Raw genomic sequence first — 17,689 nt, forward strand, 5'->3', positions numbered from 1 at the left:
TCACACCTTGCCGGCAAGCCATTGCCGCCGCTGACCCGTGGTACGAATGTTGCTGAACAGGTCCGTCACCTTCCAGGCCCTGAGCGCCATGCCCATCTCGCACCGATCCCGCGGCTTCACCCTGATCGAACTCATGATTGTCGTGGCCATCATCGCGATCCTGGCCGCGATCGCCATTCCCCAGTACCGGAATTACCTGATCAAGGCGCAGGTCACCGAAGGGCTCGAACTGGCCACGGGCAGCAAGACGGCGGTCTGGGATTATTTCGCCATGACCGGGCGTTTTCCTGCGAACAATGCTTCGGCAGGCCTGATTTCCGATTCGTCGATCGCCGGCCGCTACGTGTCCAGCGTGAAGGTCACCTCGGGTGTCATCCAGGTGACCTATTCGGGACCGCAGGCGAATACCGCCCTGGCGGGAGGCACGCTCAAGCTCTCCCCCGTCGACCAGAGCGGCAGTATCAGTTGGGCTTGCAAGCCGGTCGCGATCGACACCCGCTTCCTACCGACCGTTTGCCGCAGCTGAGCATGACCATTTGCGTCACCATGTGACACTACGCGTCACACAAAGTAGTCGGTAAAATTCAGCAACATACGATCCACGAACGACCTTGCCTCGCAGGCGTGACCAGCGGCACAATTCGCTTGCCGGTTATATGGCGGAATACGCACCATCGAGTTGGCACGCTGTATGCACTCGATATAGCGAGCTTCCTGGACGTTCCTGACCACGATTCGTGTGAAGGGGGGACCGGCCCTTCCTAGGGGGTCCGGTACCGGGGCTCAGGGGGACACCCAATCGGTTAGCTAACCAATTCCACTAACAGGAACTGTCATGAAGAACGTGCAGAAAGGCTTCACCCTGATCGAACTGATGATCGTCGTCGCGATCATCGCGATCCTCGCCGCCATCGCCATCCCGCAGTACCAGAACTACCTGATCAAGACCCAGGTCTCGGAAGGCGTGAACCTGGCTGACGGCGCCAAGACGGCTGTGTCGGAGTACTACCAGAACTACGGCAAGTACCCGCTGAACAACGCTTCGGCTGGCCTGTCGCCGACCGGTTCGATCAAGGGCAAGTACGTGGCCTCGCTGACGCAGACCAGCGGCGTCATCTACGTCACCTTCAACGCGACCGAATCCAATACGAAGATCCAGGGCAAGAAGCTCGCCCTCTCGCCGTTCGACAACGGCGGCGCGATCCAGTGGAACTGCCGTTCGGATGCCGGCGGCGCCACCAAGACCGACGTGCCGGACGTGTACCTGCCGACCGTTTGCCGCAAGTAATTCCAGTCTGACTGGATAAGAAGGGGGCCCATTGTGGCCCCCTTTTTCATGTCGACGACGCAACGCCCGCTACTTCGGCCCCTGCTACTGGCGCTTGTCCTTGGCGCCCTGCTGCTGGCCGCCTATTTCCCGGGTTTGCGCGGTGGCTTCGTCTTCGACGATTTCGCCACCCTGCCTGCACTCGGGGCGACCGGCCCCGTGCACGATGGCGCATCCCTCGCGCGTTACCTCACCGCAGGTACCGCGGATCCCACCGGTCGCCCGCTGGCCATGGCCAGCTTCCTGCTCAACGGGCAGGACTGGCCTACCGATCCCTATCCCTTCAAGCTGACCAACCTCGTTATCCACGTTGCCAACGCCTTGCTGCTTGGCATGCTGTTGCTCAGGCTGGAACGCAGGCTCGGCTCGCCTGCCCCGATCGCGTCGCGTAGCGCGTGGCTCGGAGCGGCGCTCTGGTCGTTGCATCCGTTCCTGGTTTCCACCGTGCTCTACGTCGTTCAGCGCGAAGCGATGCTTGCCGCGACATGTGCGTTCCTTGCGCTCCACGCATGGCTGACGGCGCGCGATGCGTTCTCGCAGCCCGGCCGTAGGGGCATTGCGTGGCTTTATTTCGGTTTCGGTGGCGCCGTCCTAGCCGGGCTCGGCTGCAAGGCGAACGCGGCAGTGATTCCGCTGCTTGCCCTGGCGATCGATGGCGTGCTGCCGACACCGCCTTCCGTGGCCGCATTGGCGTACCGGCGTCACCGGTTCGTCGTGCTCGTGCTGCCGGCGGCCGCGCTGATCCTTGGCCTGCTCTGGATGGCGCTTCCGCCGTCGTCCGGAACCGTGCTGCCAGAACGCGGGTGGTCGATTGGCCAGCGACTGCTGACCGAGCCCCGCGTCATCGGCGATTACCTTGCACGGCTCTGGTTCGTCCAGTCACCTGGCGGGGCGTTCTTCCACGACCAACTGACGGCGAGCCGCTCGCTGCTCGATCCCTGGCAGACCGCTGCATGCATCGCGCTGTGCGCGGCACTCATCGCCGTCGCCTTCGTGGTGCGCCGGCGCGCCCCCGCGCTTTCGATCGCGATCCTGTTCTATTTCGCCGGCCATCTGCTCGAGTCCACCTCGGTGCCGCTGGAGCTTTATTTCGAACACCGGAATTACCTGCCCGCGGCCTTGATGTTCTGGCCGCTGGCGCGCGTGGTGTCGCGGATACCCTATGCGTGGGCGCGTCTTGTCATCCCCGCGTTGATGGCCGCGTTCCTTGCGGTCGCGACGTGGCTGCAGGCTTCGCTGTGGGCCGACCCGCTTGCCCAGGCGGAAGTGTGGGCGAGCCTGCAGCCCGGGTCGGCGCGGGCCCAGGCCAACGCGATTTCGACGGAACTGTCGTCGGGGCGCCTGGGTCGCGCCCTCCTCCGGGCGGATGCCGCTTCCGCAGCCTTCCCGAACGAACCGCAGATCGCCATCAATCGACTCGATGCACATTGTGCCGCCGGCGCCGCCACATCGCACGATGTCGATTTTGCTGCCACGGCGTTCAGGACAGCGCTTCGTGATCCCGGGTCGCTAACCACGCATTACATCGAAAGCGCCATTGCCGCGCTGCAAACCTCGCATTGCGCGGCACTGGACGCACCGGCGATTGGAAAGCTCATCGAGGCCCTGGGAATGAATCCAAAGGCCAGGGCCCTCCCCGGCCGCAGGCAGGACGTGGTCCATTTGCGAGGCGCGCTGGCCCTTCGACAAGGCGACGTGGCCACCGCGGAATCCCGTTTCGCCGAAGCCCTTGCTGAAGACCCGTCGCCACGGGTGGCACTCAATGAAGCGGCCTTGCTCGGCCGCGCGGGACAGCCAGGGGCAGGCTTGCGCCTGCTCGACCGGTTCGATCGGATGCCACCGCCCAAGCCGCTCCGGCCCCGGGATGGCATTGCGTGGGTACGCGAACGCACGTTCGTCGCCCAGGGGTTCTGGACTGGCGAGTTGCAAGCGATGCGACGGTCCCTCCGGGCTGCCCAGGAAACGGGCGGTACTGGGATAACACCCGGGGTAACGTTAAAGTGATCGCCTGTACGCCCAGGCAACCCACCGCCTCCTGGCAGCCTGCCAATCTCCCGTGAGCGACGCCCCGCATGACCCAAGAAGAAGCATGACCATGCCGCGAATCCTGGCCGCCCTGTGGTCGCGCCCCGCTTTCTGGATGGCCCTGGCCATCGCCGCCACCGTCGCGATCTACGCCCAGGGTACCCATGGCGCGTATCTCTTCGACGACTTTCCCAACATCGTCGACAACGACGGAATCCACATAAGCGACTGGTCCGTCCCTTCGCTCGTAACGGCAGCGCTTTCATCGCCGTCGAGCGAGCTGAAACGGCCCCTTGCCTCGCTTACGTTCGCCCTGAATTTCCTCATCAGTGGCCTGGATCCGACAGCCATGAAGATCACGAACATCGTGATCCATGTGCTCAACGGCGCCGTGCTGTTCGCCCTGCTCCGCCTGCTCTTCGCAGGCGCCTCGCGTCCCGTCACGTCGAGGGACGGCGCGAACGCCGCGCTGGTCGCAAGCATCTGGCTTGTATTGCCGATCAACGTTACCGCCGTGCTGTACATCGTCCAGCGCATGGAAAGCCTGGCAAACCTCTTCGTGCTGCTGGCCTTGTTGGGTTACGTGATCGGGCGTCGTCGCATGTCGTCCGGACGACCGGGGTTCGCGCTGGCGACCGCCAGCCTCATCGCTGGCACGGCGATCGGCGCGCTCGCCAAGGAAACGGCAATCCTTGCGCCGCTCTATGCGATGTTCATCGAGTGGTTCGTATTCCGCTGGCGCGCATCGCCGGCCGAAGGCGACAGGATATGCCGAAGGACGGCGTGGCTGTTCGTCGTCATCCTTGTCATCCCGTTCATCGTAGGCGCAGCGCGGTTCGGTCCGGCCATGTTCGCGGACGCGACATGGGCGCCGCGCAGCTTCACCATGCCTCAGCGGCTGTGGAGCGAAGCACGCATCGTCACGCACTACATCACGTGGAGCTTGCTGCCGCTTCCGACCGACCTCTCGTTCTACCACGATGATTTCGTCCTATCGACGGGCTGGCTTACGCCGTGGACGACGCTGGCGTGCATCGGGTTCCTCGCCCTGCTCGCCGTGGTCGCCGTTCTCGCCCGTAAGCGCTACCCGCTCGCTTCGCTCGGCATCGCCTGGTACCTCGGCTGCCACGCGCTCACTGCAACCATCATCCCGCTCGAACTGATCTACGAGCACCGCAACTACTTCGCAAGCATCGCACTGGTGCTCATCGTCGTGGCGATGCTTCGGCGCTCGGCGAATCCCGCACGTGAGGATGAAGAACCCGTCCTCGGCTCCGCGTTGCTGCTCGGCGTCATTGGTGTCTATGCGGCATTCCTGACCACGCTCACGGCCGTGCGCTGGGATTCACCCTTGTCGCTGGCGCGCGAGCTGGCCGTGAGAGCGCCCGCGTCCCCCCGCGCGCAGTACGAACTCGGACGCGCTTACGTCATCGCGACCCACTATCGTCCCGACTCTCCCCTTGTAAAGCCGACCTACGATGTCCTGGAACAGGCGGCGGCACTCCCGGGGTCGTCGACGCTCCCAGAGCAGGCGCTTATTTTCTTTGCAGCCAAACTGCATCAGCCCATCAAGGACGCGTGGTGGGACTCGATGGAAGCCAAGCTGCGCCGCGGCCCCATAACCATCGAAGACGAGAGCGCGATCATGTCGCTTTCCAGCTGCGATATCGAACAGTCATGCGACCTTGATAACCAGCGGATGCTGCGACTCTTCCTTGCCGCCCTCGCCCATCCACGGCCGCGCGCCCGCCTGATCGCGTCGTATGGCGACTTCGCGTGGCGTTCCCTCGAGGACAAGCAGCTCGGCTACGAGATGACGCGGCATGCCGCCGAAGTCGAGCCTGCCGAGCCCGCATATCACATCTCTACCCTGCGCCTTGCGGCAGCAATGGGCGATGCGCCCGAGGTCAAGAAGCAATGGGATGCTCTCCAGCGACTGAACGTCGGAAACCGCCTGGGTAGCGACCTCGCGGCCCTGGCGCCAGCCGTCCGCGAAGCAGCCGCGAGCACGGCCCGTTCCCGTTGAGGCATGCTGCGCTGGTAGCCCCACGTACTAATCCAGAGATAGAGAGAGACTGCCCACGATGAACGCTACGCCTGCCCGGCTCGCAATCCATGGCGCCTCCCCGCGATTCCCAGAGCCCATCCATGTAGGGCGTCCCAACATAGGCGACCGCGCGAAGTTCCACGCCCTCATCGATGGCATGCTGGATCGGAAGTGGCTCACGAACGCTGGCCCCCTGGTCGAGGAATTCGAAAAGCGCGTCGCCGCGGACCTGGGCGTCGACCATTGTGTCGCTATCTGTAACGGCACCGTGGCATTGGAGATCGCTATCCGGGCGCTGGGCCTGAGTGGCGAAGTCATCGTCCCTTCCTGGACCTTCATCGCAACGGCACATGCGCTCGCGTGGCAGGGCATCAAGCCGGTTTTCGCCGACATCGATGCGTCGACCCATAACCTTTCGCCCGCGGCCGTCGAAGCCGCCATCACGCCGGCGACCACCGGCATCATTGGCGTCCACCTTTGGGGGCGGCCGGCTCCGATCGAAGAGCTCACCGACATCGCTTCGCGGCATCGACTGAAGCTGATGTTCGATGCCGCCCATGGGTACCGGTGCACGCACAAGGGTCGACGCATCGGTGCATTCGGTGAATGCGAAGTCCTGAGCTTCCACGCCACGAAGGTGTTCAATACGCTCGAAGGGGGCGCCATCGTCACCAACGATGCTCACCTCGCCCAACGCATGCGCTTGATGCGCAACTTCGGGTTCGCCGGCTACGACAACGTTATTCATCCGGGAACGAACGGCAAGATGGTCGAGGCGAGCGCGGCCATGGGGCTCGTGAACCTGGAGTCGCTCGATGACTTCATTGAAGCGAACCGTGTTCGCTATTCGATCTACCGTGAACGCCTCGCCCACGTGCCGGGAATCGAGCTCGTAGAGTACGACGATGGCGAACAGAACAACTACCACTACGTGGTGGCCAGCGTGCATCCGCCGTCCAGGGCCACCCGCGATGAACTGATCGACGTCCTGCATGCCGAAAACGTCCTGGCCCGGAAGTACTTCTGGCCAGGCTGCCACGCCATGCAGCCCTATGCCGGACAACTCCACGCACCCATGTACAGCACTGAGGCGGTGGCGGCCCGGAATATCGTCCTTCCGAATGGACCGTCGCTGGGCGTCGACGATGTCCACGCAGTCTGCGACATCATCGAGATGGTCTGCACGCACGGCATGGCTGGCGTGGAAGGTTGACGAACCATGGCCGCGTCGACATCCCCGCAGGAACGCCTCGCCATCTTTGGGACGGGCGGCCACGCCCGTGAGGCGGCATGGATCGCAGAATCACTTGGCTACGCCCGTGCGAATCTCGTATTCGTCGTCGATGCAGCGCATCGCACGCAATCCCGGGTCAACGGCATCGAAGTAATCGAGGCAACCCCCGAAGCCTGCGCTGGTTGGCCATGCGTGGTCGCCGTAGGTGATCCTCGCGCACGCGCCTCGATTCGCGAGCGCTGCACGGGGCTCGGGATGCTGGCGGCACGGCTGGTCGCACCGTCGTGCGCCTTACACGACTCCGTAGTGCTGGGCGATGGCGTGATACTCGCCCCCGGCTCAGTGATCACCGTGAACGTATCGCTCGGCAACGACGTCCACGTTAACGTTGGCGCATCCGTGTCGCACGACGTCCGCATCGGCCGATTCACCACAGTGTCACCCGGTGCCCGCATAGCGGGGCACGTACATATCGGCGAGTCGGTCTTCGTCGGCGTGGGCGCATCCATCATCAATGGCACGCCTGACGAGCCGCTGGAGATCGGCGATGGCGCGATCATCGCGGCAGGCGCGTGCGTCATCGCGCCCGTGGCCCGTGGCTCGACGGTCATGGGCGTGCCGGCCCGGCCCAGGCACCCGTGAACACAGCCCACGGCAACCGGGTGCGCAGCGCGGCGCGCTGGAGTGGCCTGGAGATCGCGCTGCGCTATGCATTCCAGCTCGTTGTCATGGTTGGCCTCGCACGGCTCGTCGACCCGTCCGCCTTTGGTGCCGTCGCGATGGTCACCGTGTTCACGGCGCTAGGCACGGTGTTCATCGATTCGGGCACGGGCATGGCGCTGATCCAAAAACAGCGCTCCACGCCAGGCGAGGAAACGTCGACGTTCGTCCTCAACCTTGCGATTTCATTCGCTGCTTGCGGTCTGCTCATCGCACTCGCACCGACCATCGCGCGGTTTTACGATCGCCCCGACCTTGAGGCGATCTGCATCGCCATGTCGTTCGTGTTTCCGTTGAACGGCCTTGCCGTCGTTCCGGACGCCATGCTGACCCAGCAAATGCGGTTCGACCTGCGCACCCGGGTTGAAATCGCAAGCTCGCTCACCTCGGGACTGGTCGCGCTTGGCGCCGCAGCAGCCCACCTGGGTGCCTGGGCGCTCGTCTGGCAGGCACTCTCGTCGATCGGCTCGCGGACGCTCATGCTGTACGTGCTCTCTGGCTGGCGTCCGCGCGGCAGGCCGTCGCTCGCCGACACTCACACGGTGACGTCGTTCGGCGGCTATATGCTCGTCGCCGGCCTCATTGATACCGCATACACGCGGGTGCAGGCGCTGCTTATCGGCAAGCATTTTTCCGCCGGCGATGTCGGACAGTACACGCTGGCGCAGAACACGCAGCAGGCACCTGCATCGTTCGTTGCCGCCATCCTCAACCGGCTGGGGTTGCCGCTCCTCTCGTCCATCCGCGACGACCACAAGGCCACGCGTACCGTGCTTGAAGCGGGCATGCAGATGGGCCTGTTTGGCTTTATTCCGGTCATGGCGACACTAGCCGTGCTCGCCGTCCCCATGGTGGACGTGGTCTACGGAGCTCGTTGGACCGAGGCAGGCCAGGTGCTCGCCATCCTCGCGCTCGGCTCGATTCCGTGGCCGGCACATGTACTGAACCTCGTCGCCATGAATTCCCAGGGACGGCCGCGTCTCGTCCTCAACGTGGAAGTGGTGAAGAAATCCTTTGCCGTGATCCTCTTGCTGACGGCAGCACCCCATGGACTCCTGGCCATCGCCTGGTCGACCGTCATCGCAAGCCTCTTTTCGTTCTTTCTCAACGCCTGGTTCGTGGGACGTCTGCTTGGCTACGGAATAAACCCCCAGGTCAAAGTCATGGCATGGTCGAGCGTCCCGGCCCTGGGCGCCGCCGCCGCCGGCTGGTGTTGCGTGCAATACATCGGCAATGGCGCCCTCGGGCTGGCTGTCGCGTGGCTCGCGTCGGCACTGGCCACGCTCGCCATCGGAGTCGTTTGCCGACATCCGGCGCTTCCTGCCTTGCTGCGACTGTTACCTGGGCACCGCCCTGGCCCTTCGACGGAAACCGACCATGTCGATCGATGAGAACCATTCATTGCGCGTCCTGCTGACGAGCACGTCCTACCCGTCAAGCGTCGATGACTGGCGCGGCGTCTTCATCCGGCACATGGTCGCGGCGCTTGCTCGCCGCGATGATCTCGCCCTCTCGGTGTGGGCGCCCCCCGGCCCTCTCCCGGCGAATGCAGCTGCCGCGACAAGCGCCGTGGAAAGGCGCATGCTCGAACAGCTCATGGCGGCCGGCGGTGTCGCCCACCTGCTTCGCAACCACCGCCTCAGAGGCGCACGCGCGGCCCTGGCGTTGTTGCGTGGTCTCCGGCGCGTCTATCGCGCCACGCCCGTCGACGTCTACCACGTCAACTGGCTGCAGTGCCTGCTTCCACTGCCGCAGGATGGCGTGCCTTTACTGGTGACCGTGCTGGGCAACGACATGAAGTTGCTCCAGTTACCGGGCATGACCGCGCTGGTTCGCCATGCCATGCGTGGACGCCGAGTCACCATCAGCCCCAATGCCACGTGGATGCAAGCGCCGCTGCAGGAACGCTTTGGCGACATGGCGGACATCCAGCCGGTACCTTTCGGTATCGGACCGCATTGGTATGCCCTTGAGCGGACGCCTTCGCCGGACACCTCATGGCTGCTGGTCAGCCGCCTGACGAGGCGCAAGCTCGGCCCCATCTTCACGTGGGGCCAGGGCTTGTTCGGCCCGGGAACCGGCCGGACGCTCGACCTGCTTGGACCCATGCAGGAGGACATCGACATTCCCTCATGGGTGAACTACCACGGCATGGCGACGCCGGATGCCCTTCACCAGCACTGGTTTCCCCAGGCTACCGGGTTGTTGTCGCTGAGCGAGCATGACGAAGGCCGCCCGCAGGTCATGCTCGAGGCCATGGCGTCGGGCCTGCCGGTGGTCGCGTCCCGCCTGGCCGCCCATGTGGACCTGATTGCGGATGGCATCGATGGCATCATCGTCGATGCGCCCGATGACTTCGCACGGGCCCTTGGCGTGCTGGGAGACCCTGTGGTGAACAACGCTTACGGCGCGGCGGCGCGCGACAGGATGCAGTCGCAGTTTGGTACGTGGGACGACTGCGCGGCACGCTACGTTGCGCACTACCGCCGCATGCGCGGGGAGGTCCCGCATGGCTGACGTTCTCGTTGTCGGAGCCAACGGCTTCATCGGGTCACATTTGCTGGCTCGCGTCCGCGCGGTCGGTCACGATGTCCGCGCCCTATGCCGGACGCAACCCATGCCTGGCGTGCCGTGGGCACGGATGGACGATGTCGCGACGAACGATCAGCTTGCCGCGGCGCTCGCCGGCGTCTCGACGGTGATCTGGGCTGCCGGTGCAAGCACCCCCGCGTCCACCGCCCGTCGGCCGGCTGACGAAGTCGAACGCAACCTTGTTCCGCTCGTACGCTTGCTTGAATGCACCGCCAACGACCACCCCTTGCGCATGGTCTACCTGTCGACGGGCGGGGCCATCTATGGAGACATCGAAGGCCTCGCGCGCGAAAACATGGTCGTGGAACCCAAGGGGTACTACAGCGCGGGAAAGGCCGCTGCGGAGGCCTTCCTGTCCGCGTGGTCGCATCTGGGCGCCCACGAGGTCACCATCCTGCGGCCATCGAACGTGTACGGGCCGGGGCAACCGTACCGCCCAGGCTTTGGCATCATTCCCACGGCCTTCCACGCCATCCGCCATGAGGGCTCGGTCGTGGTCCGCGGCGATGGCGAAGCGGTCCGCGACTACCTCTACATCGACGACCTTGCGAACCTGTGCGAGCGCATCCTGGCGAGGCCGCGCACGCCCGGCTGCCACACGTTCAACGCATCGAGTGCGCAGGGCACGTCACTGAACGAGCTGCTTTCGGTCGTCGAAGAAGTGACGGGGCATGAGGTGGCGCGTCGCGCCGAGCCGGCCACGGCATTCGACGTCAAGCGCATCGTGCCCGACAACCACGCGGCAACGCGCGCCTTCGGATGGCACGTCGCCACGCCGCTCCATGAGGGCGTGCGCCGGGCCTGGGAGGCATTTCGTTGAGCGAGGGAGGGATCCTCTGCAGCGTGTGCATCGCCAACTACAACGGCGAGTCCCTGCTCGACACCTGCCTGCGCTCGGTACTCGACCAAGTCATCGATGGCGGCGTGGAAATCATCGTCCACGACGACGCGTCCAGTGATCGCTCGCTCGAGGTGCTTGCCACGTATCCATCGGTGCGAGTCATCCGAAGCGATGCGAACGTTGGGTTTTGCGAGTCGAATAACCGCATGGTGGCCATCAGCACCGGCCGGTTCGTGCTACTTCTGAACAACGATGCGGCCCTGGAGCCCGGCGCCCTTGCCGCACTTGCGGCGGCCGCGGCGCAATCGACCCATGGCGACATCCTGACCCTGCCCCAGCTTGACTGGGAATCCAGTCAGCTGGTCGACCTGGGATGCCAGCTCGATCCTTTCATGAACCCCGTGCCGGTCACGCAGGGCGCAGGCAGCGTGGCCATGGTCATCGGCGCGTGCATGTGGATGCCGCGAACGCTGTGGGACAAGATCGGCGGGTTTCCCAGCTGGATCGAATCCATCGCCGAAGACATGTACGTATGCTGCGCGGCGCGATACCTCGGGCACGACGTGCGCTGCATCGACGGGCCGGCTTACCGCCACATGCAGGGCAAGAGCTTCGGCGGCAATCGCGTCGGCAACGGCGGCCTCGCAACGACCTATCGGCGCCGGGCACTCAGCGAGCGCAACAAGACATGCCTTCTGGCAATATTCACGCCCACGCCGTGGATGCTTCCCGTCCTCGCCGTCCATGCAACGACGATGCTTATCGAGGGCCTGGCGGTGAGCCTCGCACGACGCACCTTACGGCCGCTGCGGGAGATCTACCTGCCTGCCATCAGGGGCGCATGGCGCCGAAGAGCCGTCCTCCGCGAGGAGCGCCAACGGATGCGTAGCTTGCGCGTGATAACTACGCGCGACTACTACAGTGCATTTACCTGGGCACCGCGAAAGCTCGCCATGCTGGCTCGCCACGGCATGCCGACGATCAGCTGACTTTCTCGAAAAGGAAAAACGGCTCGTGCCGGTTAAGGCCATGGCGCACGGGGTCGACCCCTGGCAATACCGCGTCGTGGCCACGAACGCGCGAAGCGAGGCCGGAGAGCTGCGCCAGCTCGTCGGCAATATCCGCGCCGAACAGTCGGACATGGTCTTCCTGACCGTACATCACCAGTCTCGCCTCATCGGACAGGATGCCCGGATCTTCGAGACGACGGGTGAGGCGGCGACTGAATGGCGTTTGCAGTATCGCCAGCCCACCCGGGGCGAGCACGCGCGCCAGTTCAGCCATCGCGGCCGGCAGGTCGCCGACGTGCTCCAGTACGTGGTTCGCGATGACCAGGTCGAAACTCCCTTCGGCGAATGACATCGCGGTCATATCGACGGCTTCGATCTCAGGCGATGAGGGCGCGATATCGGCGCGTACGTAACGCTGAGGTGCCGCGGCAAGGATGCGTTCCACAAGCTGCCGTTCGGGGGCGAAGTGCAAGACGCGCGCGTCGCGGAAACGCGCCGGATAGCCAAGCGTTTCCATGTAGTGCAGCAAGTGCCGCATGCGGTCGGAAGCGCCGCAGCGCGGGCACTCGAAGTGATCCAGGTCGCTCCCCGCCATCTCGAGCACGCGCATCGCATCCGATTGCGAACGTGCACCTCGACGGTAAGGGAGGAAACCGCCCACGCCATGGCCACAAGCATGGCAATGGCGTGTGCGCGGCATGGCGAAGGCAAGCAGTCCCGCTTTCAACAATCGTCCGGGTCGCATCGATAACCCTATCGAAAATAGAGGACGCGCAGGCGTGAACGCAGAAGCGCGCGGCCCACGATCTGGATGGACTGGCGGCAAGCTTCCGCGGCCAATCCGGCTGACGCGCGGGCGATGAGCCCGGACGAAGAGCCTCCGGCGAGCGCCCGAAGGCGCGGCCACCACGACCGCAAGAGCGCAGGACTCCTTGAAGCGATGGCCCGGAAGGTGACCCGACGGAGCATATCGGCGCACGCCGCCATCCGCACGTCGCCCGGCACGCGCTCGACGGCAGCCGCAATCGCCTCGAAATAGCGCTCCCGCACCGACTCATTCGCGGTTGCGAGCATGGAGCCGACGGCCCCGGCCCGGTAGCCAGCCAACACCTTGTCCGTGTAGAGCATCGGGCCTGACTGCGCCAGGCCGAGGTGGATGCGATAGTCGATGAACGGATCCGGCAAGGCGAGCACCATGGATCGATGGGAAGCGCGATAGAGCAGCGAACTGTGGTTCAGGAAGTTGCCACGGACCAGGAGCGCCTCCAGGTCGTATGGACCGGGTTGCGCATTCGTGAATACGCCCACGGCACGGCGTGCATCGTCGAAGACGAACGCATTCGTGCAGCAGGCAGGGCTTTCCGGATGGTCGGCAAGCAGTGCCAGTTGCTCGCGTAGCTTACCTGGCAGCCAGAAATCGTCGCCGTCGAGGTGCGCGATGTAATCGCCCTCGGCCCGGCCTACCGTAAAGCGCAGGTTGCCGATCGGCCCATGCCGCTCTGCGTGAACCGTGTGTTCGACCTTACCGGGCCACGCCGCCGCGATCTCCGCCACGATTGCCGAGGTACCGTCAGAGGATCCGTCGTCGCCAACGATGACGCGGAGGTCGGCGTCCACGTCCTGCGATAGAACGCTGAGCAGGCAGTCAGCGATGTAGCGCGCGTGGTTATACGTGACGATGCAGACCGACACCTGCGGGCGACGCGGGCCTGTCATCAGTCGTCACGACTCTTCACGTACATCAGGGAGGTGATCTGCTCGGATACCAGACCGATCAGGAACACGATGACCGCGGCGCTCCACATCAGCGCGCTACCATTGGTCAGGCGTCCCTCCATCAGGTAGGTCCGCGCGTAGTTCGCGCAGCCAAGCAGGAAAAACACCAGGCTCACCGGGCCGAACAGCTTCAGCGGCGAATACAGGGTGGCGATCTTGAAGATGATCAGGAGGAATCGGACGCCATCCTTCAGCGGCCGGATGTGGCTCTTGCCGATCCGCTCGGCGGCCTTGATCGGCTCGTAGGCCACGCCATAGGCGCTGCGGAAAAACGCCATGGTGCTGGTGGTCGGGTAGGAGAACCCATTGGGCAGCAGGTGGATGAACTCGCGGAAGCGCGCCGCCCGGGCGACGCGGAAGCCCGAGGTCAGGTCCGCGACCACGTGGCCGGTCATCCGGCTGGCCAGCCAGTTGTAGAGCGTGTTCGCAAGGCCACGGCCGACGCCAGCCTGGCTCTCCCAGGAGCGGGCACCCACCACCATGTCGAAGCCCTGCTCCAGGCGGTCGACGAGGCGCTGGATATCGGCGGGGTCGTGCTGGCCGTCGCCGTCCATGAACACCAGGATCTCGCCCGTGGCGGCCCGGGCGCCACGCTTGATGGCGGCACCGTTACCCATCGAGTACGGCGAGGACAGGCACTTCACCCCCGCGGCCGCACACACGGCCACGGTATCGTCGGTCGACCCATCGTTCACCACGATGATCTCGCAGCCCGGCTGGGCGGCGGTCAGGCGCGGCAAGAGGTCTTTCAAGGCGGCCGCCTCGTTCTTGGCGGGCAGGATAATGCTGATACGACTCAAGACTTGTCCCCGTTGGCCGACGCATTCTAAGGCATGGATCACGCCATGCGGTGGGCCCCGGGCGCCGATCCGCAGATTTCACGAATTCGGCGTGACCGCCACCACAATCTAGAGTAGATTCAGGGCCATATCTCGGGGAATTGTCGGACGGACCATGGCGACACAAATGCACCAGCCCACGCTCGCGGGCCTGACCGGCATGGCCAGGCGCCTCGTGACGGAAGGCGTCCTCGGTGAAGCCGAGGTCCGCAAGGCCGTCCAGGATGCCGCCGACAAGCGCAGCTCGCTATCCGCGTGGCTGGTCGACCATCACCTGGTGGACAGCAGCAAGCTCTCCCAGGTGGCCTCGGCCGAGTTCGGCATGCCATTGATGGACATCGGTAACGTGGCCCCCGCGCACATGCCGCTGGACCTCGTCACCGAAGCACTGATCACCAAGCACCAGGCGCTGCCACTGTTCAAGCGCGGCAAGCGCCTGTTCGTCGGCATCGCCGACCCGATGCAGTCGCACGCGCTGGACGAGATCAAGTTCCACTCCAACCACATGGTGGAGCCGGTACTGGTCGAGCGCGGCCAGTTGCGCCGGGTGATCGATACCGCCCTCAATGCGATGAACGCCACCGTCCCGGCGTTCGACGACACGGCGCTCGACGAACTCGCACTGGATGCGGGCGACGGCGAAGACCCGGTCTCGGGCATCGACGCCAACGCCAACGACGATGCGCCGATCGTCAAGTTCGTCAACAAGATCCTGGTCGACGCGATCAAGCGCGGCGCGTCCGACATCCACTTCGAACCGTTCGAAGCGATCTACCGGGTGCGCCTGCGCATGGACGGCATCCTGCGCATCGTGGCCAGCGCGCCGATCAAGCTGGGCACCCGCATCGCCTCGCGCCTGAAGGTGATGAGCGGCCTGGACATCGCCGAGCGCCGCGTCCCGCAGGACGGCCGCATCAAGCTCAACCTGACCAAGACCCGCGCGATCGACTTCCGCGTCAGCACGCTCCCCACCCTGTTCGGTGAGAAGATCGTGCTGCGTATCCTCGACGGCTCGTCCGCCAAGCTGGGCATCGACAAGCTCGGCTATGAGGAAGTGCAGAAGAAGCTTTACCTCGACGCGATCGAAAAGCCGTACGGCATGGTGCTGGTCACCGGCCCCACCGGCTCCGGCAAGACGGTGTCGCTGTACACCGCGCTGAACATCCTCAACGTCGAGGGTCGCAACATCTCGACGGTGGAAGACCCGGTCGAAATCCGCGTGGAAGGCATCAACCAGGTCCAGCAGAACGTCAAGCGTGGCATGACCTTCGCGGCGGCCCTGCGCTCGTTCCTGCGCCAGGATCCGGACGTGATCATGGTCGGCGAAATCCGCGACCTGGAAACGGCCGAGATCGCGGTGAAGGCCGCCCAGACCGGCCACATGGTGCTCTCGACCCTGCATACCAACGATGCCCCGCAGACGATTTCGCGCCTGATGAACATGGGCATCGCGCCCTACAACATCACCTCGTCGGTCACCCTGATCATCGCCCAGCGCCTGGCCCGCCGCCTGCACGACTGCAAGCGGGCGACCACGTTGCCCGCGGCAGCCCTGCTGGCCGAGGGTTATAGCCAGGAAGAGATCGATGCCGGCATCACCATCTACGAGGCGGTGGGTTGCGACGGGTGTAACGAGGGCTACAAGGGCCGCGTGGGCATCTACCAGGTCATGCCGATGGTCGAGGAGATCCAGAAGATCGTCCTGGAAGGCGGCAACGCCCTGCAGATCGCCGAGGTGGCCAAGAAAGCGGGCATCAACGACCTGCGTGCCTCAGCCCTGCTGAAGGTCCGCAACGGCGTCACCAGCCTGGCTGAGATCAACCGCGTAACCAAGGACTGACGGGGGCTGGCGCGCGAATCCTGTGCGCCAGACGGCAGAAAGGCGCGAGGCGAAGCTTCACACTAGAATAGAGGCAGGGGGGACGGCGCGACCGGCCCTTCCAGAATTCCACCCGGGGGGAACACCGCGTCATGGCTACCGCCACCGCTAATAAGAACGCGCGCGCCATTGGCGCCGCGCGCGCTGAAGTCAACAAGCTGACCATGTACGACTGGACCGCGCTGGACAAGCGCGGCAAGCGCATGAAGGGCGAGATGCAGGCGAAGAATGCCTCGCTGGTCAAGGCGGAACTGCGCCGCCAGGGCATGAACCCCCAGCAGGTCAAGGAGCGCGCCAAGCCCCTGTTCGGCTCCAGCGGCAAGACCGTCAAGCCGCGCGACGTCGCCATCTTCAGCCGCCAGATCGCCACCATGATGGCCTCCGGCGTGCCGATGGTGCAGGCCTTCGACATCATCGCGAACGGCCAGAAGAATCCCAAATTCAAGGACATGCTGAACAACGTCAAGTCCAGCATCGAGGGCGGCTCCGCGCTGCACGAAGCGCTGGCCCAGTACCCGGTGCAGTTCGACGAGCTCTACCGCAACCTGGTGCATGCCGGTGAGTCGGCGGGTGTGCTCGACACGGTGCTGGACACCGTGGCCACGTACAAAGAACGCATGGAGAGCATCAAGTCCAAGATCAAGAAGGCGCTGTTCTACCCGATCATGGTGATGGTCGTGGCGCTAGCGGTGTCGATGATCCTGCTGCTGTTCGTGGTCCCGGTGTTCCAGCAGACCTTCGCCGAGGCCAAGGCCGAGCTTCCGGCCCCGACCCAGTTCGTGGTCGCCGCGTCGAAGTTCATGCAGTCGTACTGGTGGGCGGTCATCGGCATCATCGTCGGCTCGGTGGGCGCGATCATCTTCTTCAAGAAGCGCTCGCAGAAATTCGCCCACTTCCTGGATCGCTTCTCGTTGAAGATCCCGGTCATCGGCGACCTCCTGCACAAGTCGGCCATCGCGCGCTTCGCGCGTACGCTGGGCGTGACGTTCCACGCCGGCGTGCCACTGGTGGAAGCACTGGATGCCGTGTCGGGCGCGACCGGCAGCGTGGTCTACGGCGATGCCGTGAAGCAGATGCGCGACGACATCTCGGTCGGCCACCAGCTGCAGCTGTCCATGCGCCAGGTGAACCTGTTCCCGAACATGGTGGTGCAGATGGTCGCGATCGGCGAGGAATCCGGCTCGCTCGACCACATGCTGTTCAAGGTGGCGGAGTTCTACGAGGAAGAGGTCAACGTCGCGGTGGACACCCTGAGCAGCCTGCTCGAGCCGTTCATCATGGTCATCCTCGGCGTCCTCGTCGGCGGCATGGTCATCTCGCTCTACCTGCCGATCTTCAAGCTGGCCGGCACGGTCTGACCGCACCGCCCTGCCCAAGGCACAATAGGAACCCTTCGCCT

Annotated in this window: 16 protein-coding genes; 12 read left to right on the top strand and 4 right to left on the bottom strand. The window is 64.6% G+C overall.

Going from position 1 to position 17,689, the window contains the following annotated elements; translation table 11 throughout:
* Nucleotides 1-150 carry a hypothetical protein gene (locus tag KPL74_11650; protein QWT22651.1) on the bottom strand — a complete coding sequence of 50 codons (150 nt, stop codon included), beginning with the start codon at nucleotides 148-150 and terminating at the stop codon, nucleotides 1-3.
* Here KPL74_11650 and KPL74_11655 point away from each other — a divergent pair.
* The 10 genes from KPL74_11655 to KPL74_11700 all read left to right on the top strand — a co-directional run bounded on the left by KPL74_11655 (nucleotide 89) and on the right by KPL74_11700 (nucleotide 11,775).
* The gene (locus KPL74_11655; GenBank protein ID QWT18397.1) at nucleotides 89-526 is read left to right on the top strand and encodes a pilin; all 438 of its coding nucleotides are present in this window, start codon (nucleotides 89-91) and stop codon (nucleotides 524-526) included. The genes KPL74_11650 and KPL74_11655 overlap by 62 nt on opposite strands.
* A 309-nt stretch (nucleotides 527-835) precedes the next feature.
* Nucleotides 836-1,288 carry a pilin gene (locus tag KPL74_11660; protein QWT18398.1) on the top strand — a complete coding sequence of 151 codons (453 nt, stop codon included), beginning with the start codon at nucleotides 836-838 and terminating at the stop codon, nucleotides 1,286-1,288.
* 270 nt (nucleotides 1,289-1,558) lie between these two features.
* On the top strand, nucleotides 1,559-3,331 hold the full coding sequence (locus KPL74_11665; protein ID QWT18399.1) for a hypothetical protein: 1,773 nt from the start codon (nucleotides 1,559-1,561) through the stop codon (nucleotides 3,329-3,331).
* Between the two features lie 85 nt (nucleotides 3,332-3,416).
* Nucleotides 3,417-5,378, top strand: coding sequence for a hypothetical protein (locus KPL74_11670; protein ID QWT18400.1), 1,962 nt, complete (start codon nucleotides 3,417-3,419; stop codon nucleotides 5,376-5,378).
* Nucleotides 5,379-5,556: 178 nt separating this feature from the next.
* The gene (locus KPL74_11675) at nucleotides 5,557-6,612 is read left to right on the top strand and encodes an aminotransferase class I/II-fold pyridoxal phosphate-dependent enzyme (GenBank protein ID QWT18401.1); all 1,056 of its coding nucleotides are present in this window, start codon (nucleotides 5,557-5,559) and stop codon (nucleotides 6,610-6,612) included.
* 6 nt (nucleotides 6,613-6,618) lie between these two features.
* Nucleotides 6,619-7,275, top strand: coding sequence for a NeuD/PglB/VioB family sugar acetyltransferase (locus tag KPL74_11680; GenBank protein QWT18402.1), 657 nt, complete (start codon nucleotides 6,619-6,621; stop codon nucleotides 7,273-7,275).
* A complete protein-coding gene (locus KPL74_11685; protein ID QWT18403.1) occupies nucleotides 7,272-8,744 on the top strand; it encodes a lipopolysaccharide biosynthesis protein in 1,473 nt (490 codons plus the stop codon). The genes KPL74_11680 and KPL74_11685 overlap by 4 nt, the downstream gene beginning before the upstream one ends.
* Nucleotides 8,745-8,934: 190 nt before the next feature.
* Nucleotides 8,935-9,870 carry a glycosyltransferase family 4 protein gene (locus KPL74_11690; protein QWT18404.1) on the top strand — a complete coding sequence of 312 codons (936 nt, stop codon included), beginning with the start codon at nucleotides 8,935-8,937 and terminating at the stop codon, nucleotides 9,868-9,870.
* Nucleotides 9,863-10,765, top strand: coding sequence for an NAD-dependent epimerase/dehydratase family protein (locus KPL74_11695; GenBank protein ID QWT18405.1), 903 nt, complete (start codon nucleotides 9,863-9,865; stop codon nucleotides 10,763-10,765). The genes KPL74_11690 and KPL74_11695 overlap by 8 nt, the downstream gene beginning before the upstream one ends.
* A 23-nt stretch (nucleotides 10,766-10,788) precedes the next feature.
* Nucleotides 10,789-11,775: a glycosyltransferase gene (locus tag KPL74_11700; GenBank protein ID QWT18406.1), complete on the top strand. Its 987-nt coding sequence runs from the start codon at nucleotides 10,789-10,791 to the stop codon at nucleotides 11,773-11,775.
* Here KPL74_11700 and KPL74_11705 read toward each other — a convergent pair.
* The 3 genes from KPL74_11705 to KPL74_11715 all read right to left on the bottom strand — a co-directional run bounded on the left by KPL74_11705 (nucleotide 11,768) and on the right by KPL74_11715 (nucleotide 14,372).
* Entirely contained in the window at nucleotides 11,768-12,406 is a 639-nt protein-coding gene (locus tag KPL74_11705) for a class I SAM-dependent methyltransferase (GenBank protein QWT18407.1), read from the bottom strand. The genes KPL74_11700 and KPL74_11705 overlap by 8 nt on opposite strands.
* Nucleotides 12,407-12,549: 143 nt before the next feature.
* Nucleotides 12,550-13,512, bottom strand: coding sequence for a glycosyltransferase (locus KPL74_11710; GenBank protein ID QWT18408.1), 963 nt, complete (start codon nucleotides 13,510-13,512; stop codon nucleotides 12,550-12,552).
* On the bottom strand, nucleotides 13,512-14,372 hold the full coding sequence (locus tag KPL74_11715; GenBank protein ID QWT18409.1) for a glycosyltransferase family 2 protein: 861 nt from the start codon (nucleotides 14,370-14,372) through the stop codon (nucleotides 13,512-13,514). The genes KPL74_11710 and KPL74_11715 overlap by 1 nt, the downstream gene beginning before the upstream one ends.
* A 166-nt stretch (nucleotides 14,373-14,538) precedes the next feature.
* Between KPL74_11715 and pilB the strand changes: the two genes are divergently transcribed.
* Complete coding sequence (pilB, locus tag KPL74_11720; protein QWT18410.1) at nucleotides 14,539-16,251, top strand: type IV-A pilus assembly ATPase PilB; 1,713 nt, start codon at nucleotides 14,539-14,541, stop codon at nucleotides 16,249-16,251.
* Between the two features lie 131 nt (nucleotides 16,252-16,382).
* A complete protein-coding gene (locus tag KPL74_11725) occupies nucleotides 16,383-17,648 on the top strand; it encodes a type II secretion system F family protein (protein ID QWT18411.1) in 1,266 nt (421 codons plus the stop codon).
* Nucleotides 17,649-17,689 lie beyond the last annotated feature (41 nt).

Source organism: Bacillus sp. NP157 (assembly GCA_018889975.1).
Taxonomy (GTDB): Bacteria; Pseudomonadota; Gammaproteobacteria; order Xanthomonadales; family Rhodanobacteraceae; genus Luteibacter.